At 28.5% G+C, this 22,549-nt stretch carries 17 protein-coding genes, 1 tRNA gene and 1 other RNA gene; 9 read left to right on the forward strand and 10 right to left on the reverse strand.

Annotated elements, in window-relative coordinates; translation table 4 throughout:
• Positions 1–915, reverse strand: a complete 915-nt coding sequence (locus ACPYPZ_RS03340; RefSeq protein ID WP_426461179.1) for a MurR/RpiR family transcriptional regulator — start codon at positions 913–915, stop codon at positions 1–3.
• A 154-nt stretch (positions 916–1,069) separates the two neighbouring features.
• Here ACPYPZ_RS03340 and rnpB point away from each other — a divergent pair.
• An RNA gene (gene rnpB / locus ACPYPZ_RS03345) (RNase P RNA component class B) lies at positions 1,070–1,335 on the forward strand.
• A 59-nt stretch (positions 1,336–1,394) separates the two neighbouring features.
• Here rnpB and ACPYPZ_RS03350 read toward each other — a convergent pair.
• The 7 genes from ACPYPZ_RS03350 to ACPYPZ_RS03380 form a co-directional block, all read right to left on the reverse strand.
• On the reverse strand, positions 1,395–3,188 hold the full coding sequence (locus ACPYPZ_RS03350) for a bifunctional metallophosphatase/5'-nucleotidase (protein ID WP_426461180.1): 1,794 nt from the start codon (positions 3,186–3,188) through the stop codon (positions 1,395–1,397).
• 348 nt (positions 3,189–3,536) lie between these two features.
• Entirely contained in the window at positions 3,537–5,183 is a 1,647-nt protein-coding gene (locus ACPYPZ_RS03355; protein ID WP_426461182.1) for an IS1634 family transposase, read from the reverse strand.
• Between the two features lie 92 nt (positions 5,184–5,275).
• Positions 5,276–5,938: a hypothetical protein gene (locus tag ACPYPZ_RS03360; RefSeq protein WP_426461184.1), complete on the reverse strand. Its 663-nt coding sequence runs from the start codon at positions 5,936–5,938 to the stop codon at positions 5,276–5,278.
• A 186-nt stretch (positions 5,939–6,124) separates the two neighbouring features.
• Positions 6,125–7,825 (reverse strand): phosphoenolpyruvate--protein phosphotransferase, encoded by a 1,701-nt coding sequence (gene ptsP, locus ACPYPZ_RS03365; RefSeq protein WP_426461185.1) that lies wholly within the window; start codon positions 7,823–7,825, stop codon positions 6,125–6,127.
• A gap of 125 nt (positions 7,826–7,950) precedes the next feature.
• Positions 7,951–8,670, reverse strand: coding sequence for a glucosamine-6-phosphate deaminase (gene nagB / locus ACPYPZ_RS03370; protein WP_426461187.1), 720 nt, complete (start codon positions 8,668–8,670; stop codon positions 7,951–7,953).
• A complete protein-coding gene (gene nagA, locus ACPYPZ_RS03375; protein ID WP_426461189.1) occupies positions 8,660–9,787 on the reverse strand; it encodes an N-acetylglucosamine-6-phosphate deacetylase in 1,128 nt (375 codons plus the stop codon). Before nagA ends, nagB begins: the two co-directional genes overlap by 11 nt.
• On the reverse strand, positions 9,777–10,628 hold the full coding sequence (locus ACPYPZ_RS03380; protein ID WP_426461190.1) for an N-acetylmuramic acid 6-phosphate etherase: 852 nt from the start codon (positions 10,626–10,628) through the stop codon (positions 9,777–9,779). Before ACPYPZ_RS03380 ends, nagA begins: the two co-directional genes overlap by 11 nt.
• Before the next feature lie 304 nt (positions 10,629–10,932).
• Here ACPYPZ_RS03380 and ACPYPZ_RS03385 point away from each other — a divergent pair, with 304 nt between their 5' ends.
• The 8 genes from ACPYPZ_RS03385 (at position 10,933) to ACPYPZ_RS03420 (ending at position 21,009) form a co-directional block, all read left to right on the forward strand.
• Positions 10,933–11,688: a hypothetical protein gene (locus ACPYPZ_RS03385; protein WP_426461192.1), complete on the forward strand. Its 756-nt coding sequence runs from the start codon at positions 10,933–10,935 to the stop codon at positions 11,686–11,688.
• Position 11,689: 1 nt separating this feature from the next.
• Positions 11,690–13,375, forward strand: coding sequence for a PTS transporter subunit EIIC (locus tag ACPYPZ_RS03390; protein ID WP_426461194.1), 1,686 nt, complete (start codon positions 11,690–11,692; stop codon positions 13,373–13,375).
• A 176-nt stretch (positions 13,376–13,551) separates the two neighbouring features.
• Positions 13,552–14,100 carry a hypothetical protein gene (locus ACPYPZ_RS03395; protein WP_426461195.1) on the forward strand — a complete coding sequence of 183 codons (549 nt, stop codon included), beginning with the start codon at positions 13,552–13,554 and terminating at the stop codon, positions 14,098–14,100.
• Between the two features lie 143 nt (positions 14,101–14,243).
• On the forward strand, positions 14,244–15,758 hold the full coding sequence (locus ACPYPZ_RS03400; RefSeq protein ID WP_426461197.1) for a hypothetical protein: 1,515 nt from the start codon (positions 14,244–14,246) through the stop codon (positions 15,756–15,758).
• A 7-nt stretch (positions 15,759–15,765) separates the two neighbouring features.
• A complete protein-coding gene (locus ACPYPZ_RS03405; RefSeq protein ID WP_426461198.1) occupies positions 15,766–17,175 on the forward strand; it encodes a hypothetical protein in 1,410 nt (469 codons plus the stop codon).
• Between the two features lie 525 nt (positions 17,176–17,700).
• Positions 17,701–17,931, forward strand: a complete 231-nt coding sequence (locus ACPYPZ_RS03410; RefSeq protein WP_426461200.1) for a hypothetical protein — start codon at positions 17,701–17,703, stop codon at positions 17,929–17,931.
• Positions 17,932–18,074: 143 nt separating this feature from the next.
• Positions 18,075–19,595, forward strand: a complete 1,521-nt coding sequence (locus ACPYPZ_RS03415) for a hypothetical protein (protein ID WP_426461201.1) — start codon at positions 18,075–18,077, stop codon at positions 19,593–19,595.
• On the forward strand, positions 19,585–21,009 hold the full coding sequence (locus ACPYPZ_RS03420; protein WP_426461203.1) for a hypothetical protein: 1,425 nt from the start codon (positions 19,585–19,587) through the stop codon (positions 21,007–21,009). The genes ACPYPZ_RS03415 and ACPYPZ_RS03420 overlap by 11 nt, the downstream gene beginning before the upstream one ends.
• A gap of 53 nt (positions 21,010–21,062) precedes the next feature.
• Here the strand turns inward: ACPYPZ_RS03420 and ACPYPZ_RS03425 are convergent.
• Together ACPYPZ_RS03425 and ffh are read right to left on the reverse strand one after the other, a co-directional pair.
• Positions 21,063–21,138: transfer RNA gene (locus ACPYPZ_RS03425), tRNA-Thr, on the reverse strand.
• A gap of 31 nt (positions 21,139–21,169) precedes the next feature.
• Entirely contained in the window at positions 21,170–22,510 is a 1,341-nt protein-coding gene (gene ffh / locus ACPYPZ_RS03430; RefSeq protein WP_426461205.1) for a signal recognition particle protein, read from the reverse strand.
• Positions 22,511–22,549 lie beyond the last annotated feature (39 nt).

Genomic DNA, 22,549 nt, shown 5'->3' on the forward strand with positions numbered 1-22,549 from the left:
TTATTTTTTCTCTCTCTTTCTTTGTTTAAAGGAGTGTTTGCATTCTCCTCTCATCATTGTATTTCAATCTTCTATATTTTGTCTCATTGTTACGTATTTTGCAGCTTTTTCTTTATGTGAATTAATAATCATTGCAAAAATAATATCAACAAGCATGAAACAACTTACCTTAATTCCTACTGGAACTAATCTATATTCTTCTTCAAGAGCAACTATTTCTAGTATGTTTGTAGCTTTGTGACAAATTTTTCTTGCTCTTTCCATATCAGAAGTCCAAATACTATAAGTTAAATTTAACTTTTCTAAATGCTCAATAACCTTTAGTATTTCAGCTGTTTTTAAACTATTAGAAATTAAAGTGATATGTGCTTTATTTTTTAATGTTATTTCTGAACTGAAAAACTCATGTATTGAATCTACACAATATATTGGAACACCAACTTTTCTAACTTGTTTAGCAAAGTAACGTCCTACAATAGCTGAGTCGCCAATTCCAAAAATAATATTTGGATAGTTTTCAAGAACTGTTTTTGTGTACTTAACAATCTTATTGTGATTAAAACAATATAAATCATTTGTCTCTTTAATTGAATAATTATAAAGATTAAAAATGTTTGAAATAATATCGCCACTATTTAAATCATCGCCTTTTTTAACTAATCTATTTATTGCATTAATTTTAGTAATACGTTCTGCAACATAAATTTGTAATTCTCTAAAGTTTTTAAAACCTAAATGCTTTGAAAAACGTGTAATTGTTGGCTGTGAAATTTTTAATGACTGTGATAAAGTGGTTGAATTTGATGATTTAAATTTTTCTGGATTGTTCTCAATAAATTCTAATAAGAGGTTATAATTTTCATTAGTTCCTCTTAATTTAAGCTTTTTATCATTTTCAATGATAGGTGTTTTCATTATTCGACAACTCCGTTTATATAATTTTTTAACCCTATATTACATAATAATTATATCAAACTTATAACTACAGATTATAAATGTGGAAAAAATAGAAAAATTTTCAGTACATTTATAATGTTTTGCTTTTTTAAAAAATTTGCTAACATATAAGTACATCAGTCAGTAGCTACGAAAGTAGAGGAAAGTCCGTGCTAGCACCACCTGCGATGGTGGTAGTGATCGTGTCAAGCCCAATAAGCTTGAGCCTAGACGACTAGTGCCACAGAGACGAGAATTGTGAAACGCGGTAAACTCCACGAGCTAGAAACTCAAATTATGGTAGAGGAACCTGAGATAGGAACTGAACGAATCTTGGGAGTGCTAATGCACTAGATAAATTACTGACACCTGATAAAGGAACAGAACACGGCTTACGATGTAAACTCCACTTTGTGGAGTTTTTTTATACAAAAACGAGACATAATGTCTCGTTTGTGTTAGTCCGCACTTGGTACTGGTTTTTTAGTAGCTTCTTCAGGTATGTCTATGATTTGTCCTTTCAACATATCATCTTTTGCATAATCTTCAAGAGTAAACTCTAAAATCGTAGGATCTAGTTTTGCGTCTTTAGTACTAATTTTGCTGATAAATTTAAGTGCATCTTGAATTAAGCTTTGACCTTCATAAACCATTTTAACACTTTCAGGATTTTTAGCATAATTTAGCATTGTATATCCATCACCACCATATGCTAAATAATCATTTGTAGCAATATAGTAGTATTTATTAGGGTCAAAATCTTTTCCGTTGATTTTGATGCTTTCAGGAATTGCTTCTCACATATATTCTTCTTTTTGTGTTTTTGGATTAAGTTTTTTAATAATATTTACTTTATATGAAATGTTAGATGAAAGTTGTGAGAATCCCCCTGAACGTGCTTTAGAAATTCCATATAGTATTGCTTCTTTGGCTTTATCGCCTTTAACTCTAACCACGTTTGGTCTATTACCAAAAGGAGAAATAGCTCTCATATCTCCATATTTTACTGGTCCTTTATCTAAGTTAGATCTTAAACCGCCACCATTAAATAATCCAAAAGTATTATCAATTGTACCAGGTTCTACATCAGGGATAGCTTCTCAGGTTTTTGAGGTAAAGAAATTTCAAGCACCAGCGTTAGCAAATAAAACACCCATTGTAGTTGGTAAAATTCTTCCTCTTCAATAAGGAACACCATCGATATTTAAAGTATCAACTTGTAAAAATGGTGCTGGACTTTCAAAAACAACTCTTTCATTTTCACTTGAAAAGATTTTCTTAAGTTCTGCTAGGAGAACTTGATTTTTAGATTTTGGATCAATCGGCTCTAATAAAGTAGCGACTTCAACTTGATAAATGTCTCTAAGTGTTTGCTTTTGTGACGCTATTTTACCAGTTGTCACATCAAATTCTAGTTCGATATCGCCTAAATATTTGGTATATGCTTCTGTTTGAGTAACATAAGTGTCTGGCTGATTTTCATTATTAATTTTAACCAAGGTATGTGAGTGCCCATCTAAAATTAAGTCTAAATCAGTATCATTATGTTCTGCTAAATACTCAGAAGTTCAAGCAGCAACACTACGAGCTTTCCCTAAATGAGCGATATTAATAATGAAACTAATTTCTGGATGAGCTTGTTTAATTTCAGCAACAACCTTTTTGGTTTCAGTTAAAGGATCCGTAAAGTTAACTAACTCTGAATTTTTAGGGTGTGATGTCGTTTTGGTATCTGGTGTAGTTAAACCAAAAATAGCAACCTTAATTCCACTACCTAAGTCGCGAATAATATAAGGCTTAAAGACACGTTGACCTACCTTGGATGCATCATAACCTTCTACCTGTTTATCAGCTGGTAATTCTGCATAATAAATATTAGCAGATAAAAATGGCATAGTTTCAGCATCCTTATTTAGTTCAGCATTTAAATTAAGGATGTGTTTTAAACCATAGTCAAATTCATGGTTTCCAACTGCAACAGCTTGATACCCAATGTTTTTAGCGATATTAGCAATGGTTTTACCTTTGTCTGTATCAGATAAAGGTAAACCTTGAATCATATCTCCTGCAGATAATAATAGGTCATAATCTTTATCTTTAAGATAATCACCTGTTTTTAACATTCCTGAATAAAGGTTGTATTTACCATCATCAAACTCAATTCTTCCATGTTCATCATTTGAGTGGAAAATTTTGATAGTTCTAAGTTTTGAGTTAGTTTCTTTTTCAACATTTCTAAGTAGACTAAGCAATGTGTTAGTTTTAACTACAAGTGGTTTTAGTTCATTTTGAAACCCTTGTTTTTAAAATTGACATTTTTTGTGCTTTAAGTTCTTTATCTTTTTCTGCTTTAATGGTTTTTAGTTCAGCAGCTAACTCTTTAATTTTTTCATCATATTCGTTTGATGCTTGTTTATAGTTATCTCTAACTGCTAAAACTACATTTTGACTTGCACTAGAATTTTGTTTTTTAAGAGCATCGACTTGTGCTTGTAAATCAGCAATTTGTTTTTTATCTGCTTCACCTGGGTTTCCGAGTTGTAACTAGGTAAAAATAAATACACCTAAAAAATAGGTGTATTCGTAAACCTAAAATAAAATTACTTGTACAAAATTGCATTTACAATATTTGATATTGTTTTGTAATCTTGTACTTGTTTTTTATTATCTTCATTTTCAATGAAAGTTTTTTCTACTTCTTTTGAGTTTATATACTTAACAAAATATTCAGCTGAAACAATAGCTTCAATAAATCTTTTGTTTGTGTAATGTTCATATAAAACTCCACTATTTTCCAAAGTTGAATTTACTAAATAAAGTGAGTATTTTAAAATAACTAACGACATAAAGCATAATGTAAAATGTGCGATGATGTGTTCATCTTTTCACACATACATTGGTCTAACTTCTAAAGCTGTTTTCAATGTTCTAAAGTTTTCTTCTATTTGTCATTGTTGACTGTAAATATCAATTATTTCAAACGGAGATAAATCAAATCTATTTGTCTCGTAAATGTAATAACCGTCATATTTTTCATCTTCTTGAATTTTTTCTACATCTAACTCATAGTAAGATTTACCAATTTGTTTGAAAAAACGACACTTTTTAGAACCGGTTAAGTCATTTGCATTAACATAACCATCTTTATTTTTTCTTTTGTTAAAATTGTTTATTAAAGTTTTTCTATCTTCTCTATCTTTTGCTGCACGACTTTCGCTGAAAGTAATAATTCTTTTTCTAACTTCACCGTTAGGTCTTTTACTTTTAAAAAGCGAAGCATATGTCATTTCTTTAAATTTAATATTATTTTTTTCGATGTAATCACTTTCATCCAAAACATATTCCTTAAACTTTTTACTACTTGTTTTTAGTCTATAAGAAATAATATAGTTAATTTTATGTTGCTCTAAAAAACGAATATTAGAGTTGATACTCATACCTTTATCAGCAATAATTGTGACATTTTGAATTTTGTAAATTGACATTATTTCCAACATAAAATGTATCATTGTTTTGCAATCTGCAGTAGAACCCTTGAATACTTTAAAATGTATTGGTATTCCATTAATATCAGTCGCCATTCCGATCACAACTTGATCTTCTTTAAATTTTCCATCTTTTGAATAACCAGGATATCTTAAACCATCTCTTACAAAACTTTCAAAGTAAGTTGTGGTTGAATCAAAGAAAAATAAATTCACATTTCTATTTGTTAATTCACCTATTCTTTGGTTTAAATTAATTAATAATTGATCTTTTTTGTCGAAAATATAATCTAATAAACCGTAAAATGACGTTTTCTTAACATCTGGAGTTTCTACAAATTTATGTTTATTTTGAAAAATTCCGATCATACTTGTAGGGTCTAAAATACGTGAAGTAATTGTGTATTTCAACAATTTATCTAAATCTTTATGTTTAGATTTTTGAATGTTTGAAAATAAATTCATACTATCAATTACTTTATAAATAGTTTCAACACCATATTTAACTGTTTTTGTTTCTACGGTTTGACTATTTAATGATTTCAGTAAAATTTCTTTAACTTTTTCCTTGCTTTCAGTAGTAGGGATTTTTTCTGCTTCTTTTTTGAGAACACTAATTGGGTCAGAAACAATTTCCATTAACTTTTCCAACCTACCAATTCCTACTTGATTACTATAACCTTTTCCGTAACCGTTTGAAACTGCTACCGAAACATATGTATGATCTTTTCTTTTATGTTTGATGACAATGAATTTTTCCATATTTTCATTATATCATTTTATACAAGTAATACAAGTAAAAAAATAAGAAAATTAGTGTTACCTATTATTTACATAGTAAATAATAGAAAAAATTAGAATAAAAAATTGAGCTTCCAACTCGGAAACTCAGGCCCAATGTTTTTAGCGATATTAGCAATGGTTTTACCTTTGTCTGTATCAGATAAAGGTAAACCTTGAATCATATCTCCTGCAGATAATAATAGGTCATAATCTTTATCTTTAAGATAATCACCTGTTTTTAACATTCCTGAATAAAGGTTGTATTTACCATCATCAAACTCAATTCTTCCATGTTCATCATTTGAGTGGAAAATTTTGATAGTTCTAAGTTTTGAGTTAGTTTCTTTTTCAACATTTCTAAGTAGACTAAGCAATGTGTTAGTTTTAACTACAAGTGGTTTTAGTTCATTTTGAACCCTTGTTTTTAAAATTGACATTTTTTGTGCTTTAAGTTCTTTATCTTTTTCTGCTTTAATGGTTTTTAGTTCAGCAGCTAACTCTTTAATTTTTTCATCATATTCGTTTGATGCTTGTTTATAGTTATCTCTAACTGCTAAAACTACATTTTGACTTGCACTAGAATTTTGTTTTTTAAGAGCATCGACTTGTGCTTGTAAATCAGCAATTTGTTTTTTATCTGCTTCATTACTACATGAGGTCATCACTAGTGGTAAAGTAAGAGTGACTGTTCCAATAGGAATAAATTTAAGTAATCATTTATTTTTCAACTTCATAAAACTCCGTTTTAATAATTAATTTATGGTATTAATACCATAAATAATCATAATAAGAATTAACGCTTTTTACAAATAAATGACTTTATTTTTATGCAATAAATTTTATTTTTTCCAGATTTAGCTTTATACACGCTAGCAATATTAAATTTGCATAAAAAAAGTCGTATCAAACGACTTTAATTATTATATGTATTTTTGAATTAATTCAAGAACTTCAGCTTCTGAATCTTTTTGAATTGCTTGTTCTGCAAGTACTTGCATTTCAGCAAATGAAAGTTTTCCAACAAGTTCTCTAGAAGCTAAAACGTTGCTTGCAGACATAGAGAATTCATCAAGTCCTAAACCAAGTAATAATGGTAAAGCTTTTTTATCTCCAGCCATTTCACCACACATTCCAGCTCATTTTCCGTGTTTATGTGCTCCATCAATAACCATTTTAACAAGTCTTAAAATTGATGGGTTAAGTGGTTGGTAAAGATATGAAATATTTTCATTCATTCTATCTGCAGCCATTGAATATTGAATTAAATCGTTTGTACCAATTGAAACGAAGTCTGCATATTTACAGAATTGATCAGATAACACAGCAGCTGCTGGAGTTTCCATCATTAAACCAACTTCAATTTCGTCTGCTGGTAAAATGTTAGGGTTTGTCTTAAGAACTTCAGCGTGTGCTTCTAAGTACATTTTTTTAGCTTCTAAGAATTCTGGAACGTTTGTAATCATAGGGAACATAATTGCAACTTTTCCAAATTCACTAGCTCTAATTAATGCACGTAGTTGTGTTTTGAAAATTTCTTCGTTTTCTAAACAAAATCTAATTGCACGGTAACCTAAAAATGGATTCATTTCTTCTGGGAATTTAAAGTATTTTAAAGTTTTGTCTCCACCAATATCTAATGTACGAATAACAACTCTTTTACCTTTCATTCCTTCAACTACAGTTTTGTATGCTTGGAATTGTTCTTCTTCTGTTGGTCAGTGATCGTTATCCATATATAAGAATTCTGATCTAAATAATCCAATTGCTTCAGCATCATTTTCTAATACTGATTCTAAGTCTTTTGGAGTACCAATATTTGCAGCTATTTCAACATGGTGTCCATCAGAAGTAACAGAATCTTTTCCTCTTAAAGCTTGTAAACGTTCTAAATATTCACGATATTCTTTTTCAGCTTTTTTGTATTCAGCAACTTCAGAGTCATTAGGATTAATAATAACTTCACCTGTAGAACCATTTAATGCAATTAAATCACCAGTTTTTGCGTGTTCCATTACGTTATTTGTTCCAACTACTGAAGGAATTCCTAAGCTACGAGCCATAATTGCTGTATGGCTTGTTGGTCCTCCGATGTTTGTTACGAAACCTTTAACAAATTTTTTGTTTAATTGAACTGTTTGGCTAGGACTTAAGTCTTCAGCAACAATTACAACTTCTTTATCAATTGCTGTTAAATCTGGTTCCTCAATTCCGTTTAAAGCAAATAAAAGTTTTTTAAGAACATCTTTAACATCAGCTGCTCTTTCTTTAAAGTAATCATTATCCATAGCTAAAAACATATTAGCAAATGATTCGTAAACTTCTTTAGTAGCATATTCAGCTGTTAATTTTTCATTTTGAATTTTAGCTTTAATTTGATCGATTGCAGCTGGATCGTTTACAACCATCATATGAGCATCAAAAATTGCAGCATGTTCAGGAGAGTCAGCAAGTTCTTTAGTTTTTGCTAACTTATCTAAAACTTTAGTTCTAGCATCTTCGTAAATTTTTAATTCAGCATCAACATCTTTTGCTTCTTTTGTGATTTCTACTGGAAGTTCTTCAATTTTGAAAACTTCGGCAATAGCAACACCTTTAGAAGCTCCAATACCTTTTATAATCATAAAATGTCTCCTTTTTATTAATTTTATTAATTTTAGTATATTTTTTTATTTATTCTAGAGCACTCTAAGTGCTGAACAATAAAATATGGAATTAATTGCATTAATATATACTAAAAAGCAAACTACTAAAGTAGTTTAGCAGCTGCTTTATCAACTATGAATGTTACATCTTTATGGTTTTGTAAGTAACTAGCAGGTACGTCACTATTTACTTCACCTCAAAATGAATCGTGAATTGCTTGTGCTTTTGCTTCTCCACTCGCAAGCAAAATAATCTTTTTAGCTTTTAAGATAGTTCCAATTCCCATTGAAATAGCAGTACGTGGGACATCGCTTTCTTTTTCAAAATAAATTTTATTTGACTGGATTGTACTATCAGTTAAATGAACTTCACGAGTTTTATCAGTATCTTTTGAACCTGGTTCATTAAATGCTATGTGTGCATTTGTACCAATCCCTAAAATTAAGAAGTCAATACCACCGTTCGCGATTAATTTTTCGTATTCTTCGGCATTTTTAACTAAATCACCATTCCCATTAGGAAAATTAATATTTTCTTCTTTTACATTAATATGATCAAATAAATGGTGATGCATATAGTAATGGTATGAACATTTATTATCTGTTGGAATACCAACATATTCATCTAAATTAAATGTTGTGACTTGACTAAAGTCAATTTTTCCTTCTTTATACATTTTAATTAAATCTTGATAAGTTTCAATTGGAGTACCTCCAGTTGCAAAACAAATTCTGAGATTTGGTTTTTCTTTAATTGCTTTTGCAATCATATTTGCAGCTACTTCAGACATTTCTGCATAATCTTTTACTACTTTAACATTCATTATTTTCTCCTTGTTGTTCTAAAATTGGTTTACCATCGATATAAACTTGTAAAAGTTTTAAATCTTTTTTTGCTAATAAAACTAAATCAGCTGTTTTATCAACATCAATATAACCTAATTCTGGTTTATTTAAATATTGAGCAGAGTTATATGATGTCATAGCTACTGCATCTTTAATCGGAACACCAATTTCTATTAAATTTCAAAATGCATCAATAATTGCAATCCCACTTCCAGCAATAGTTTTTGTTCCTTTTAAATAAATAGCTTTTCCTTCTTTTGTAACTGGAATATTTCCTGAAATATTATCTCCATCATGATAATAAGCTGGCTTAATAGCATCTGAAACACAAATTATCTTATCCACGCCTTTGTTTTGGATTGTAAATCAGATGCTTTCTTTTGAAACGTGAAATAAATCACAAATTAACTCTACATAAGTATTTTTATCCATTAATGCAGCTTCAAGCATACCAGGATTTCTTGAATCTACTCCAGTCATTGCATTTCATAAATGACAAACTGAAGTGCAACCATTTTCAAAGTATTTTTTTGTTAATGCAAAATCTGCTCCACTATGACCAATTGAAGGAATAATATCTAATTTTTGCATATATTTCATTGTTGGAATTGAAACCATTAATGGGTCAAAAGAAATTTTCTTTAATTTATTTTTAGATTCAAGGTACATTCTTTCCACTCTTTTATCTGTACCTTTTAAAAGATATTCATCTTTATGAGCTCCTTTTTTTGCAAGTCCAATAAATGGTCCTTCAATATGAAAACCTAAATTCTTTGAAACCCATTTATGATTGTTAGCCATGTGTTTTAATGAAACTAAAATTTCTTCTCATGAACGTGTCATTGCTGTTGGCATAAAGCTTGTAGTTCCGTTTTTGGCTAATTCTGCAGAAACAACAGCTAAATCTTCAGCACCATCCATAACATCATGATTATAAAATCCATGAATATGCGTATCAATAAATCCTGGTACTAGGATTGAGCTTGCTTCTCCATCGATAGGCTCAATTTTAGTAATTTTTGAATCTTCAATTGTTACATTAGCATTTTTAATTATCGAGTCAAAATTAACTATCTGTACATTCTTAATTATCATTGATTGCCTTTCTTAAATTTCCGTTATGCATCTTAAGAACTTTTTGTGCTTCATGCTTATCGATATTAAGTGCAGCAATCACAATAGCTAATTTAACATTCTTATCTGCCGTTTCATAAGCTTCTGCAGCTTTTGTTTCACTACACATAGCTATATCAGAAATAATTTGAATACTACGTTTTACTAATTTTTCATTAATTGGGGTTAAATCAATCATATATTGATCATAAACCTTACCTAATTTAATAGCAGTAATTGAAGAAATCATATTTAATACAATTTTTTGAGCCGTGGCTGCATTAAGTCTAGTTGAGCCTTTAATTAACTCGTCACCAACTTTAATGCACATATTTAAATCACTATATTTTTCGATCAATCCACCTTTTTTATTACAAATTAAAGCAGATTTTGCACCTAATAACTTAGCTTGTTTTAAAAAACCTGCACAATATCTTGTGTTTCCAGAAGCACTAAGTGCAATAATAAAATCATTTTGATCCACTTTCTTTTTAATTGTGTCTGATTCACCTAATTCAAAATCATCTTCATATCCTTCTAATGATTTTAAAATTGCAGCATCACCTCCTGCCATTGAATATTTAAATCATTTTTTCTCGCCAAAAGTCGGTAAGACATCAAGGGCATCTAACATACCAATTCTTCCTGATGTACCCGCTCCAACGTAAATAACCCTACCACCATTATCAATAGTGTTTATCGCTTGCACAATAATTTCAAGTAGAGTTTCATTTTCAGCTTTAATAGCTTCAAGAACAACTTCATTTGATTTCTCAAATTTATCAACCAAGTGTTTTACACTGTAAACGTCTAACTTTTCCATTTTTTCACCTTAAATAAACTTAATATATATACAAAATTTTAAACTTTTTAAGCTTTTTTTATCAATAACGCTCAAGAGATGTCAAAAAATATGGAACAAAATGAAAATTATTTCACAAATAGATTTTTTAGTACTTTAGACTTGTCTTATTGGTTCTAAATAAGTTTTTAAGGTAAATTGTGGAAATTTTCATATTTTTACCACATTTTTATGTAGTTTTTTTGCAACATAATTAAATTAGCAATATAAATAAATATAATTTATTTGAGTGAATGAAATATTTTGCTCAAGTTTGAAAGGCTTTATGTCTCTAAAAGTTAAAAAAATGTGTGAAAGCATTAAGAAAATGCATAAAGGACAAAAAGCATATGTTGGCTTATGGTTAGGATTTGTGGTATTCTTAATTATTTCCGTAATTATTGTTGCTGCATACCGTACACCAGAAAATCCAAATAGTGCTATTTTGACCGATGCTCTAGCTGCTAAATTAAATGATTTTCAAGCAGAAAAATGAGGTTTAATTAACAACCAAATTGCTGCTTTAAACAAATATTTAGCAGATGGAACTAGTTCTTCAATTACAATCGCTGGATTAACTGAAAAAGTTAATAATATCCAAACAGCCGTAACAGAAAATGCATGATATTTAGGTGGTGATGCTACTAAAGCTATGAATGATAGCTTAGCTGCATATACTAAATTATTTACAGGTAATGATGTAAAAATGGATGATGCTTTATTAAATAATTTACGTGCTGACGTAATTCAATACGTATCTAAATTTAAACCTGCTTCAATTAGTGGAATGTTAACAAGCGCAACTGATGCATCAAGCATTCCAGCAGTAGTACAAGCATTAATTACAACACCTGAAGTATCAATTAATCAATTTGTAGAAAACAACGTAACTACAAGTGCATTAGTAAACCAAAGATCAAATGTAATTGCATCTATGGGTCTTATCATGACAATCTTTATGTTCGCTGCTGTTATTGTTACTGTATATGTAAATGGTTTTGTACTTAAAGGTAAAAAACTATTTAGAAAGGCAGGTAAATAACATGACTGATGTTATCAAAGCAAAACCTGCAAAATCATATCAATCTAAATGAAGAAAATTTATGTCTAAGTTAGCAAAAATTGGTGGAGCATTAATGTTCCCTATTGCTGTTTTACCACTTGCTGCTATCTTACTTAGAATTGGTGCTGATATTCCAGGTACAACTGAATTCAGTAAAGTTACTGGAAGCATTATTTTAAAAGCTGGTGGTGTCGTATTTGACAACTTACCTGTTTTATTCGCAATCGGACTTGCATTCGGATTCACTAAAGAACGTCGTGGTGAAGCTGCATTTGCTGGATTTATTGCGATGTTACTTCTTATGCAATTAATGCCATTATTAACAAACGCTTACTACGACGGTATTAACTTTGGTACTGCAGAAGCTCCAATGATGGGATTTGGTGCATTATTCGGAAGTAAATTTACACCAGTTATCGCTGGTAACGTTCTTAATGGGATTATTATTGGTGCTATTGTTGCATGAGTTTACAACCGTGCATTTAACGTAGAATTACCTAAAGTATTAGGATTCTTCTCAGGAAAAAGATTAATCCCTACTTTAGCTATTATTTCAACAGTTTTATTCACAATTGTTTGAGCTGTTGTTTTCCCATGAATTGGGTATGTAATTTACGTAATTTCTAAAGCAATGTCAGATGCTACAAGTGTTGGTGAAGCACAAGCAAATAGTGCTAAAGTGCTTGCTACACGTGCTGGAATTATGGGTGCTTACGGATTTATGAACCGTTTATTAATCCCATTTGGATTACACCACATTCCTAACAACTTATTCTGATTCCAATTAGGAGAATTCCAAACAGCTGATGGTGGAACTGTTAACGGTGACATCTTTATCTTCTTACAAGGTAAAGCTGCTGGAAACCCAGGTGGATTATTCCAAGCCGGTTTCTTCCCTATGATGATGTTTGGACTTCCTGCATTAGTTGGTGCTTTCTGATTTACAGCAGAAAGTAAAGTTCAAAGAACAAGAGTTATCGCATTATTTGGTTCTGCTGCTGTTGTTAGTTTCTTAACAGGTATTACAGAACCTATCGAATTTGCTTTCGTGTACGTATCACCTTTATTATACTTAGTACACGCTGTGCTTACAGCTGTGTTCGCATTTATTACAGGAATGTTCGGAATTCAATTAGGATTCGGATTCTCAGCTGGTGCTATGGACTACTTATTAAGTATTAACAAATCAATGGCAATCATTAGAGAATCACACTTTGAAGGTGCAAGAAAAGTATTTGCAAACCCAGGATGAATTATTCCAATCGGATTAATTTGTGCTGCTACATACTTCACAGTTGGAACATTAATGATTAAAAAATTAGACTTAAGTACACCAGGTAGAAAAGATGGTGTTATCTTAAGTGAACAAGAAAACGATGGAGAAATCGCTCCTGCTAACGAAGATGAAACTGGTTTATCACCAAAAGCTAGAAAAATCGTTGCCGCATACGGTGGATGAGATAACATTGTTGAATTTAACAACTGTTCAACAAGATTAAGATACATTGTTAAAGATGCATCTAAAGTTGATGAAGAAGCTCTTAAAAAAGCTGGTGTATATGGAGTTGTTAAAGTTTCAGACAATACAATTCACTCAATTATTGGTGTAGAAGCAGAAGGGTTAAACGCTCAAATCGTTGATCACAAAGGTGAAGCATTAAATTAATACACAAAAAAATCAGGGTTTATCCCTGGTTTTTTATTACTTATTTATTTCTATACTATAAATCGATAATCCACTACTTTTGGTTTTGTTAAATATCATAATATTTTGTATGGTTCTTAACAACAGCTAGCAAACATAATCAATAATAATGTAAAATATAATTAATAGGAGTAAATATGAATTTAAAAAAATTTAATCAAATGCTAAAATCAAAAATTGATACTCAAAGAAAATTGTTGATTTCATTAATTGTTTTTTACATTATCTTAATCGCTGTTTATAGTTTTACAGCTGGAATTGTAAAATCATTTACAAATATAACTGAATATTACGATAATTACAACGGTATCCCTACTGGTTTATTGGTTGTAATTGCTATTTTTGCAATACTAGTTGCAATTACAACAATTGTTTTAGTCATTATATATATTGTAACATTAGTGCAAATTTGAAAATTATTAAATAAAATTGAATTATATTTAATTGAATTTGTTCGTGTTGCTAACGTAGAAGATAATCTTGCAAATAAACTACTATTTGATAATCAACTTAAAACTATTCATCAAATTAAACTTTATGGTTTATTTAGTATCGGTATACCAATGGGAATAGTGATTTTTGGAATCCCATACATTGCTCAAGGTAAAAAAGTATCTGCTAATATCGACCAATTAATTAATGCTTTTACAAAAGTTGAAGATAATGTTAAAATTGTAGAAAAATAAATATATTTAAAAAACGATAAACACAGGATTTTAGGTAAATTAAACCTATATTCCTGTTTTTTATTTTAATTTGCTCGTGATTTGTTTTTTTTATTAGTATAATTTAAACCTTAGTTAATTAAATAAAATTTAGAAAGGATTAAATGAAATATAAACTGAAAAAGACGTTTCTTGCACTAACATTAACTATGAGTGCAGCACCATTATTATTTGGAGTAAAAATTGAGTCAAACATAAAGCAAACTCATAAAACAGAGTTATTAGATTTTTTAAATGCAAATCATAAAGAATTTATTAAAGAAAATCAAGCAAAAATTAATGAAAGTTTTTTAAAACTAAAAAATTCTGAAGAGATCAAAACATTAATTGACAATTTAGACGAATACACCAGTGATAAATCATTTATTAATTATATTGATAATCTTAATTTGGATTTATTTACTAAAAAAGTAATATTAATCGAATTCAAAAGATTTCAAAAGAGAGAAAAATTCAAACACAGAGAAATTAAAACAGGTAAAACTTGATACAAACTTAATTATAAAGACGATAATAACAGCACTAATAATCTAAATAAGATTGATATAAAAATAAATAACGAGTCACTCAGATACAAAGGTTTTGATATTTTTGAGATAACTGATAATGTTTTTGCACAAGATGAAAGTTATATTGGTTGAAGCAATCAAACAATTATGAATGTTATGCTAGGAAGATATTTCGAATCTAATGAATATCTTAGTGACTTAGAAAAAGCTATAGACTTAACTGGTGATGATCTTTCTGATGTAACATTAAACCTAAATAAAATAATGACATCTAGGTTTCCAAAAAATAGTGAAATTTACTGATTTTTAAAACAAAACGAATTACAACTATCAACTAAAACAAATATAACCATCTACAAAGAACAAGCTACACATATTTGAAAAATATTTAAAGTGTTAAAAAATACATCTTTTGAAACTATTAAACAATCTGGTGGAGTATTTAATTTTTTAAAAGCAACTTTTAAAAATAAATGAACTGAAATGATGCAAAACCCTCAAATTAAGTTATTTTTATCTGAAATTTCAGATCTCCAAAATCTCATTACTTCAAAATTAAATACTACTTGGTTTCAACAATTAAAATCTGTTATTTCAAAATCTTTAGTTGCGATATCTGTTGCATTTTTTGCTAAGTCGATTACCGAATTAATTCAAACAGCAGAAACAGATTATGTTAATGTTAAAGCTTTATATGATACATTAATAAGTGGCACTAATTTAGCAATCGGAGCAGTATCTTTATTAGGTACATCTATTCCAGTTGCAGGAGCAATTATATCTCTAGGAGTGGTAGCGTGTGATTTAATTATGAAATCAGTAAAACTTGGAAACGGATATACTATATATCAAAATTTTAACGATCAGGGATTGAATGATTGAGAATTTCAATGAAAAGAAAATCATATTAATATGCTTAGCATTGCTATAAAACATAGCAATAATTTCAAAAATGGAATTGTTTGAAAAGTTACCGATGGTTGATTTTCTTATCCTGATTTATTTATAGCACAAGCGAAAAAGGTTAATGGAAGATACGACTATAAAAACTATCAGTATCAATTGTTATCTCCAGGAAATGAATTTAATTTTGGTAACAAAATTAAATAAATTAATTATGAAATATAAATGAATTTTATCAGCTGGCATAATATCATTATCTACAGCACCAATCAGTTGCGTTAACCTTTTTACAGAAAAAAATAATTTTGAAAAAACAATAACCTACGAAATAGAACGGTTTTCGTATTTTAATAACACACAAATCACTCTAAATGAGTCTCCGTTTTTATCAAATTATGCTAATGTTATAAATTTAGATTATATTAGTCAGCATTATGCAAGTAGCATCAAAACAGCTGCTGATTTAGATAAAATAATGGTCTTTTTGGATAAATCGTATTATGAAAAATATCATTTAGTAGCATTTGAATATTTAGATGAACAAGGAATTTTAATTTTATATTTTAAGGATGATATGTATTCGAAAATCCCTTTCTTTGGCTATTTAAACTTTATTATTAAAGGTTTTAAGAAAAAAGACAGAGAATTTCATTCATTAAAAACAAGTAACCAAAATTTAACTTCTAAAAATTCTGTTGGTTTTTATTACACATCTAATAATAAGACTATTTTAGGAAACGGTATGTTTTTAAATTATTTAAAACCAACAAATCACAGTTATCCAAATAAATGGTTTTTATTTACTGTTGGGCATTTATTTTGAGACCAATTTGATAATAAGCCATTTGAAATTAATATTTTTAACACTCAAAAAAATGTTAAAGCATTAGCAAAAGTAATTCAAGACGGTAGAGATACTTTTAATAATGACTTATCAAAAATTAAAAATTTATTACCAAACAACCTGCAAAATGAAGAAATCTTAAGTTATTTAGATTATGCTATTTTAGAAATTAACTTTAATTCTGAATATGAAGCTGAGCAAGTTACTAGCGACAATATAAATGACACCGCATTTAAAACTATTTTATTTAATGAAAATCTAGGATATTTTGATTATCAAAATAATCGTTCACAATTTATATATTATGACGGCAGAAATCACTTTAATGAGAAGTATTTCAACAGTCCAACAATTATAGGTTCAGTATCAAATTATTACTCGAAAACAAAAGTTCCTTTCTTTGATGAATATAAAGTTTTCAAATTGCAAGATCGAAACTATATAGATTTATCACCAACTTTTATATTTAAAAACACTAACTTTGATAGTGGTTCATCAGGACTAATAAGTTCAAATCATAACAATAACTTTATTAAAATCGCCAACTCTAATAACAAAGGGCTTTGATTGCCGTTTAATTTTGAATTTAAAAATCTATCTGACCAACTCACAGCTCAATACAATCTTGGTGATTCGGATGAATGATACGAATACTTTAAGCAATTTAGCTATGATATTTATTTTGAAAGACCTAATATAAATCAAAATAAATGTTTTATCAAAACAATTCGTGAATTATATCCTAACAGAACTTTAGGTTTTAACTATAATAAAAAATAGAGATAGCAATAAACTATCTCACCTTAATTAACCTTTACAGTGCAACACTTGGGTTAAAAATAGAGCCGACATTAATTTATCGGCTTTTTCACAACTTATTTAAGTTCTACTAACTTTTTAGCTCCTTATTTAATTTATCTATTTCGTATTGTAAAATTTGACTTGAGCGTTTTTATGCAAGTATTTTTCTTCGTAAATTATTGATTTTCAGACTGTTTTTTCTATTACCTTATCACTAATTTTAGTAAAGTCAGTGCCTTTTTTATACCTTCTGCGAAATAAACCATTTGAGTTTTCGTTGCTACCACGTTGAAAAGAAAAATAAGGTTCTGCTTTGTAAATATTAAATTGAAATTTCTTAGCTACGAATTGCAGTTTATTAAATTCAAACCATTATCAGAAGTAATATGCAAAACTGGTGTATGCAAATTTCACAAATCTGTAATTTTCTATTCAGAACCTTATTGATTTCTAAAGTGTTTTTAGAACGAACTCTTTTTGCTATAAAAACCTGATTTACGTTGATTGAAAGTTGATATATTATCAGTATTTGATCTTTTCAAACCAATAAATAAATCTATTTCTCAATGTCCAAATTCTTTTCTATCATCAATGTATTTAGGTCCTAAACCAATGGGAATAGTGATTTTTGGAATCACATACATTGCTCAAGGTAAAAAAGTATCTGCTAATATCGACCAATTAATTAATGCTTTTACAAAAGTTGAAGATAATGTTAAAATTGTAGAAAAATAAATGTATTTAAAAAACGATAAACACAGGATTTTAGGTAAATTAAACCTATATTCCTGTTTTTTATTTTAATTTACTCATAATTTGTTTTTTTTATTAGTATAATTTAAGCCTTAGTTAATTAAATAAAATTTAGAAAGGATTAAATGAAATATAAACTGAAAAAGACATTTCTTGCACTAACATTAACTATGAGTGCAGCACCATTATTATTTGGAGCAAAAATTGAGTCAAGCATAAAGCAAACTCATAAAGCAGAGTTATTAGATTTTTTAAATGAAAATCATAAAGAATTTATTAAAGAAAATCAAGAAAAAATTAATGAAAGTTTTTTAAAACTAAAAAATTTCGAAGATATCGAAACATTAATTGACAATTTAGACGAATACACCAGTGATAAATCATTTATTAATTATATTGATAATCTTAATGTGGATTTATTTACTAAAAAAGTATTAGTAATCGAATTCAAAAGATTCCAAAAGAGAGAAAATATAAAAAATAGAGAAATCAAAACAGGTCAGACCTGATATAAAGTAGATTTTACAAATAAAAGTAAAACCACAAATATCTTAGGAGATTTTGATGTCAAGATAAACGATCGGTCAATTAAATATAATGGGTTTGATGTTTTTAAAATTACCGATAATGTCTTTGCACAAGATGTTAGTTATATAGGTTGAAGTAACCAAACATTAATCACCACTTTATTGGGTAGATATTTCGAAAGCGACAAGTATCAAGAAGATTTAGAAAAAGCTATTGCAATATCTAATTCAGATATTAATAGTTTGGAATTTAATTTTACTCAAATTTTAAAATCGCAATTTTCGAATAATAATTATATTCATAATTTTTTAACAAGAAATAAGTTTACACTCACATCAGAAATAGGTAAGTATTCAAAAACTAAAGATGTATCTCAATTATGAAAAGTTTTAAAGGTGTTAAAATCTACAAAATTTGAAGAGATTCAAAAATCAGGTAATATATTAAACTATCTAAAAAACACCTTTAAAAATCAATGAGAAACTATAAAAAGTAATCCACAAGTAAAATTACTGTTAAGTGAAATATCAGATATGAAAAATCTAGTTGGGAAGGCATTGTCGCAAAGATGGTTTGTTCAATTTAAATCTGTAGTATCAAAATCGTTATTAGCACTAAGTGCAGCGTTTTGTGCTAAATCATTGTTTGAATTATTCTTATCAATTGATAATGAATATGTTAATACAAAATTAATTTACGATTGTATTATTAATGGAACTAATTTCTTAATTGGTGCATTATCAGTTGCTGGAGCATCTATACCAATTGCCGGTAGTATAATAGCAATAACTACATTAGTGTGCGATATTTTACTAAAATCCATACCCTTAGGTAATGGTTATACTATTTACGAAAACTTTAATGATCAAGGTTTAAATGATTGAGAATTCCAATGAAAAAATAATCATAAAAATATGATTAGCATTGCATCAAAATATAGCAATGGTTTTAAAAACGGAATTGTATGAAAAGTAACAGATGGATGATTTACATATCCTGACATTTATATAGCAACTTCAAAAGGAAATGGTTTAAACAATGAATATGAAAATTATTCATATACTTGATTGTCGCCAGGAAATGAGTTTAACTTTGGAAACAAAATCATTGAAAAATAAAAAAAGACTAAAAATTTTTTTATCGTTTTTATTATTAAGTACAATTGCTTTACCATTAGGTTATGCAATGATTCAAATTGAAAAACCTTCATTTAAAAAACAAACAAAAAACAAATTAGAAATTTACAATAATTTCAACAATTACGAATTAACCTATACTAATGCACCAATGCTTGAAAATTATGGCGAAGTGATTAAACCAGAATTTATCAAAAGTCATTTTCCTAGCGATATACAAACACCTGGTGATTTAGATCGTATATTTAAATTTCGAAATAAATCACAATATAATGATTTTCTGTTAGATGGTTTTGAATATTTAGACAAACAAGGGGTGTTGATAATTTATTTTAAAAGCAGTGCAACATCTTCTTTACCACTTTTTGGAAATTTAAAATACATAATTAAAGGGTTTAAGAAAAAAACTATAGAAAAAAATGTTCTAAAAACTATTAACCAAGAAATTCATAAAACAAATAACGTTGGTTTTTATTATGAAAATACAAAAAATAAATTAATTGGTGGAAATGGCAATTTATTAAATTATTTAAAAACTAAAGATGGAAGCTATCCAACAAAATGATTTTTATTTACAGCAGGGCATTTATTTTGAGATAAATTAGATGGCTCTGAATTTGTTTTGACACTTTACAACACTCAAAAACAAGTAAATGTTAAAGCAAGAGTTATTCAAGATGGTAGAAATCAATTAATCACAGATTTAAATATGCTAAAAAATTTACTACCTAAAGAGTATCAAAATCACGAAATTCAAAGCTATTTAGATTATGCAATTTTAGAAATCAATTTTAGCAACCCTGATGATAGTCAATCAATATCAACCACAAACATTGAAGACACACCATTTAAATCTATTACATTTGCAAACCCAACAGGTTATTATTACTACAATTTTCAAAAACAACAATCTGAATTTATATATTATGAAAATAGTAAGCACTACAACACTAAATATTTTGAAAGCGAAAATATATTTGGTTCTGTCAATTATTATTATTCAAAAATTAAAGTTCCTTATTTTAATAATTTAAAGATTTTTAAATTATGAGGTAAAGAGTACATTGATTTATCACCAAGTTTAGCTTTTGAAAACACAGATTACCCTGATGGTTCATCTGGTAGCATTAGCTCTGGTTCAAACAATATTTTTATTAAAATTAGTAATTCAGGTTCTAGTGGAATGTGAATGCCTTTCACTTGAAATTATAGAAATATTGTAAATCCTCTATTTATTAATCATCAATTAGAAAAAGATGAAGCAATATGACTTAAGTATTTTTCTACTTTGAATTACGATATTTATTTCGACAATCCAAAGTATAATCAAAGTAAATCATTTTTAAAAACAATTAAAGAATTGTACCCAAATGAAAAGCTAGGATTTGAATATTAACAAAAAATAGAGATAGCATAAACTATCTCTATTTTTTAACACTAATTGTGATATGGTGCCGACAACTGGACTTGAACCAGCGACCATCTCCTTACCATGGAGGTACTCTACCTGCTGAGCTATGACGGCATGTAAAATTATTTTACCATAATTTTACACATTATAAACCAAAGCCACTTGGCATTTTACCGGCTTTAACATTTTTTACAATCTCACTCATTTTCTTAGACATTGCATCAAAATCATTAAGTAATTTATTGTATTCTTGTGCTGTTCTTCCACTTCCTTTTAAAATTCTTTCTTTACGAGAAGCTTGTTTTAATAGTTTAGGATTTTTACGCTCTCTAATTGTCATTGAAGACATTAAAATTTGATAAACTTGCATTTTTTCTTCTGCTTTTTCAATTTGTTCTGGATCTACTTTATTCGCAATTCCGCCAGGAAGCATTTTTAAGATTTTTGAGAACTTACCTAAATTTTTCATTTGTTTAATTTGTTCCATTAAATCATCTAAAGTATATTCACCTGAAAACATTCTTTCCATCATGTTTTGAGCTTTATCATGGTCGATCACATCTTGAGCTTTTTCAACTAATGAAAGAACATCACCCATTCCAAGAATTCTATCAGCCATACGATCAGGATAGAATAAATCTAAGTTCGAAACTTTTTCACCTGTACCAATAAATCTAATTGGAATATTTAAAACTTGTCTTAAGCTAAGTGCAGCTCCACCACGAGCATCTGAATCAAGTTTTGTAATGATAGTTCCTGTTAATTTTAAATTGTGATGGAATGTTTCAGCAACATTAATAATATCTTGACCACTAAGTGCATCAGCAACAAAGAAAATATCACTTGGTTTTGCAATTGCTTTAAGTTCTATTAATTCATTCATTAATTTTTCATCAACACTTAAACGACCAGCAGTATCAATAATAATTAAGTCATTTTCGTTTTCTTTAGCGTATTTTAAGGCATTTTCGGTAATTTCATTAACTGAATGATCAACACCCATTTCAAAATAATCTACTTGAATACTTTTTGCTAATGTAACTAATTGATCGACAGCAGCAGGACGATAAATATCTGCTGCAACCACCAATGGTTTATTAACATATTTTTTCTTACGTAAGTAGTAAGCTAATTTAGCAGTTGCTGTAGTTTTTCCAGATCCTTGTAATCCACACATCATAATAACATATGGTTTCTTATCGATTTTTAACTCTTTAACACTACCACCTAGGATTGCTACTAATTCTTCGTGAAAAATCTTCACCATTTGTTGTGAAGGATTTAACTTACCAATTACTTCGCGTTGTAAAGCTTTTTCCTTAACGTTATTAATAAAAGTTTTAACAACTTTAAGATTAACGTCAGCTTCAAGTAAAGACATTTTGACTTCACGAGTAATTTCAGCAATGTCTGCTTCTGTTAGTACGGTTTTTTTAGCCATTTTTGCTAAACTTTTTTCAAATTTCTTTTCTAAAAAACCTAACATAAATTCCTTTCTAAATTAAATAAATTGAGCCTATGCTCA

Source organism: Mycoplasma hafezii, from assembly GCF_049942695.1.
GTDB classification, from domain to species: domain Bacteria; phylum Bacillota_I; class Bacilli_A; order Mycoplasmatales; family Metamycoplasmataceae; genus Mycoplasmopsis; species Mycoplasmopsis hafezii.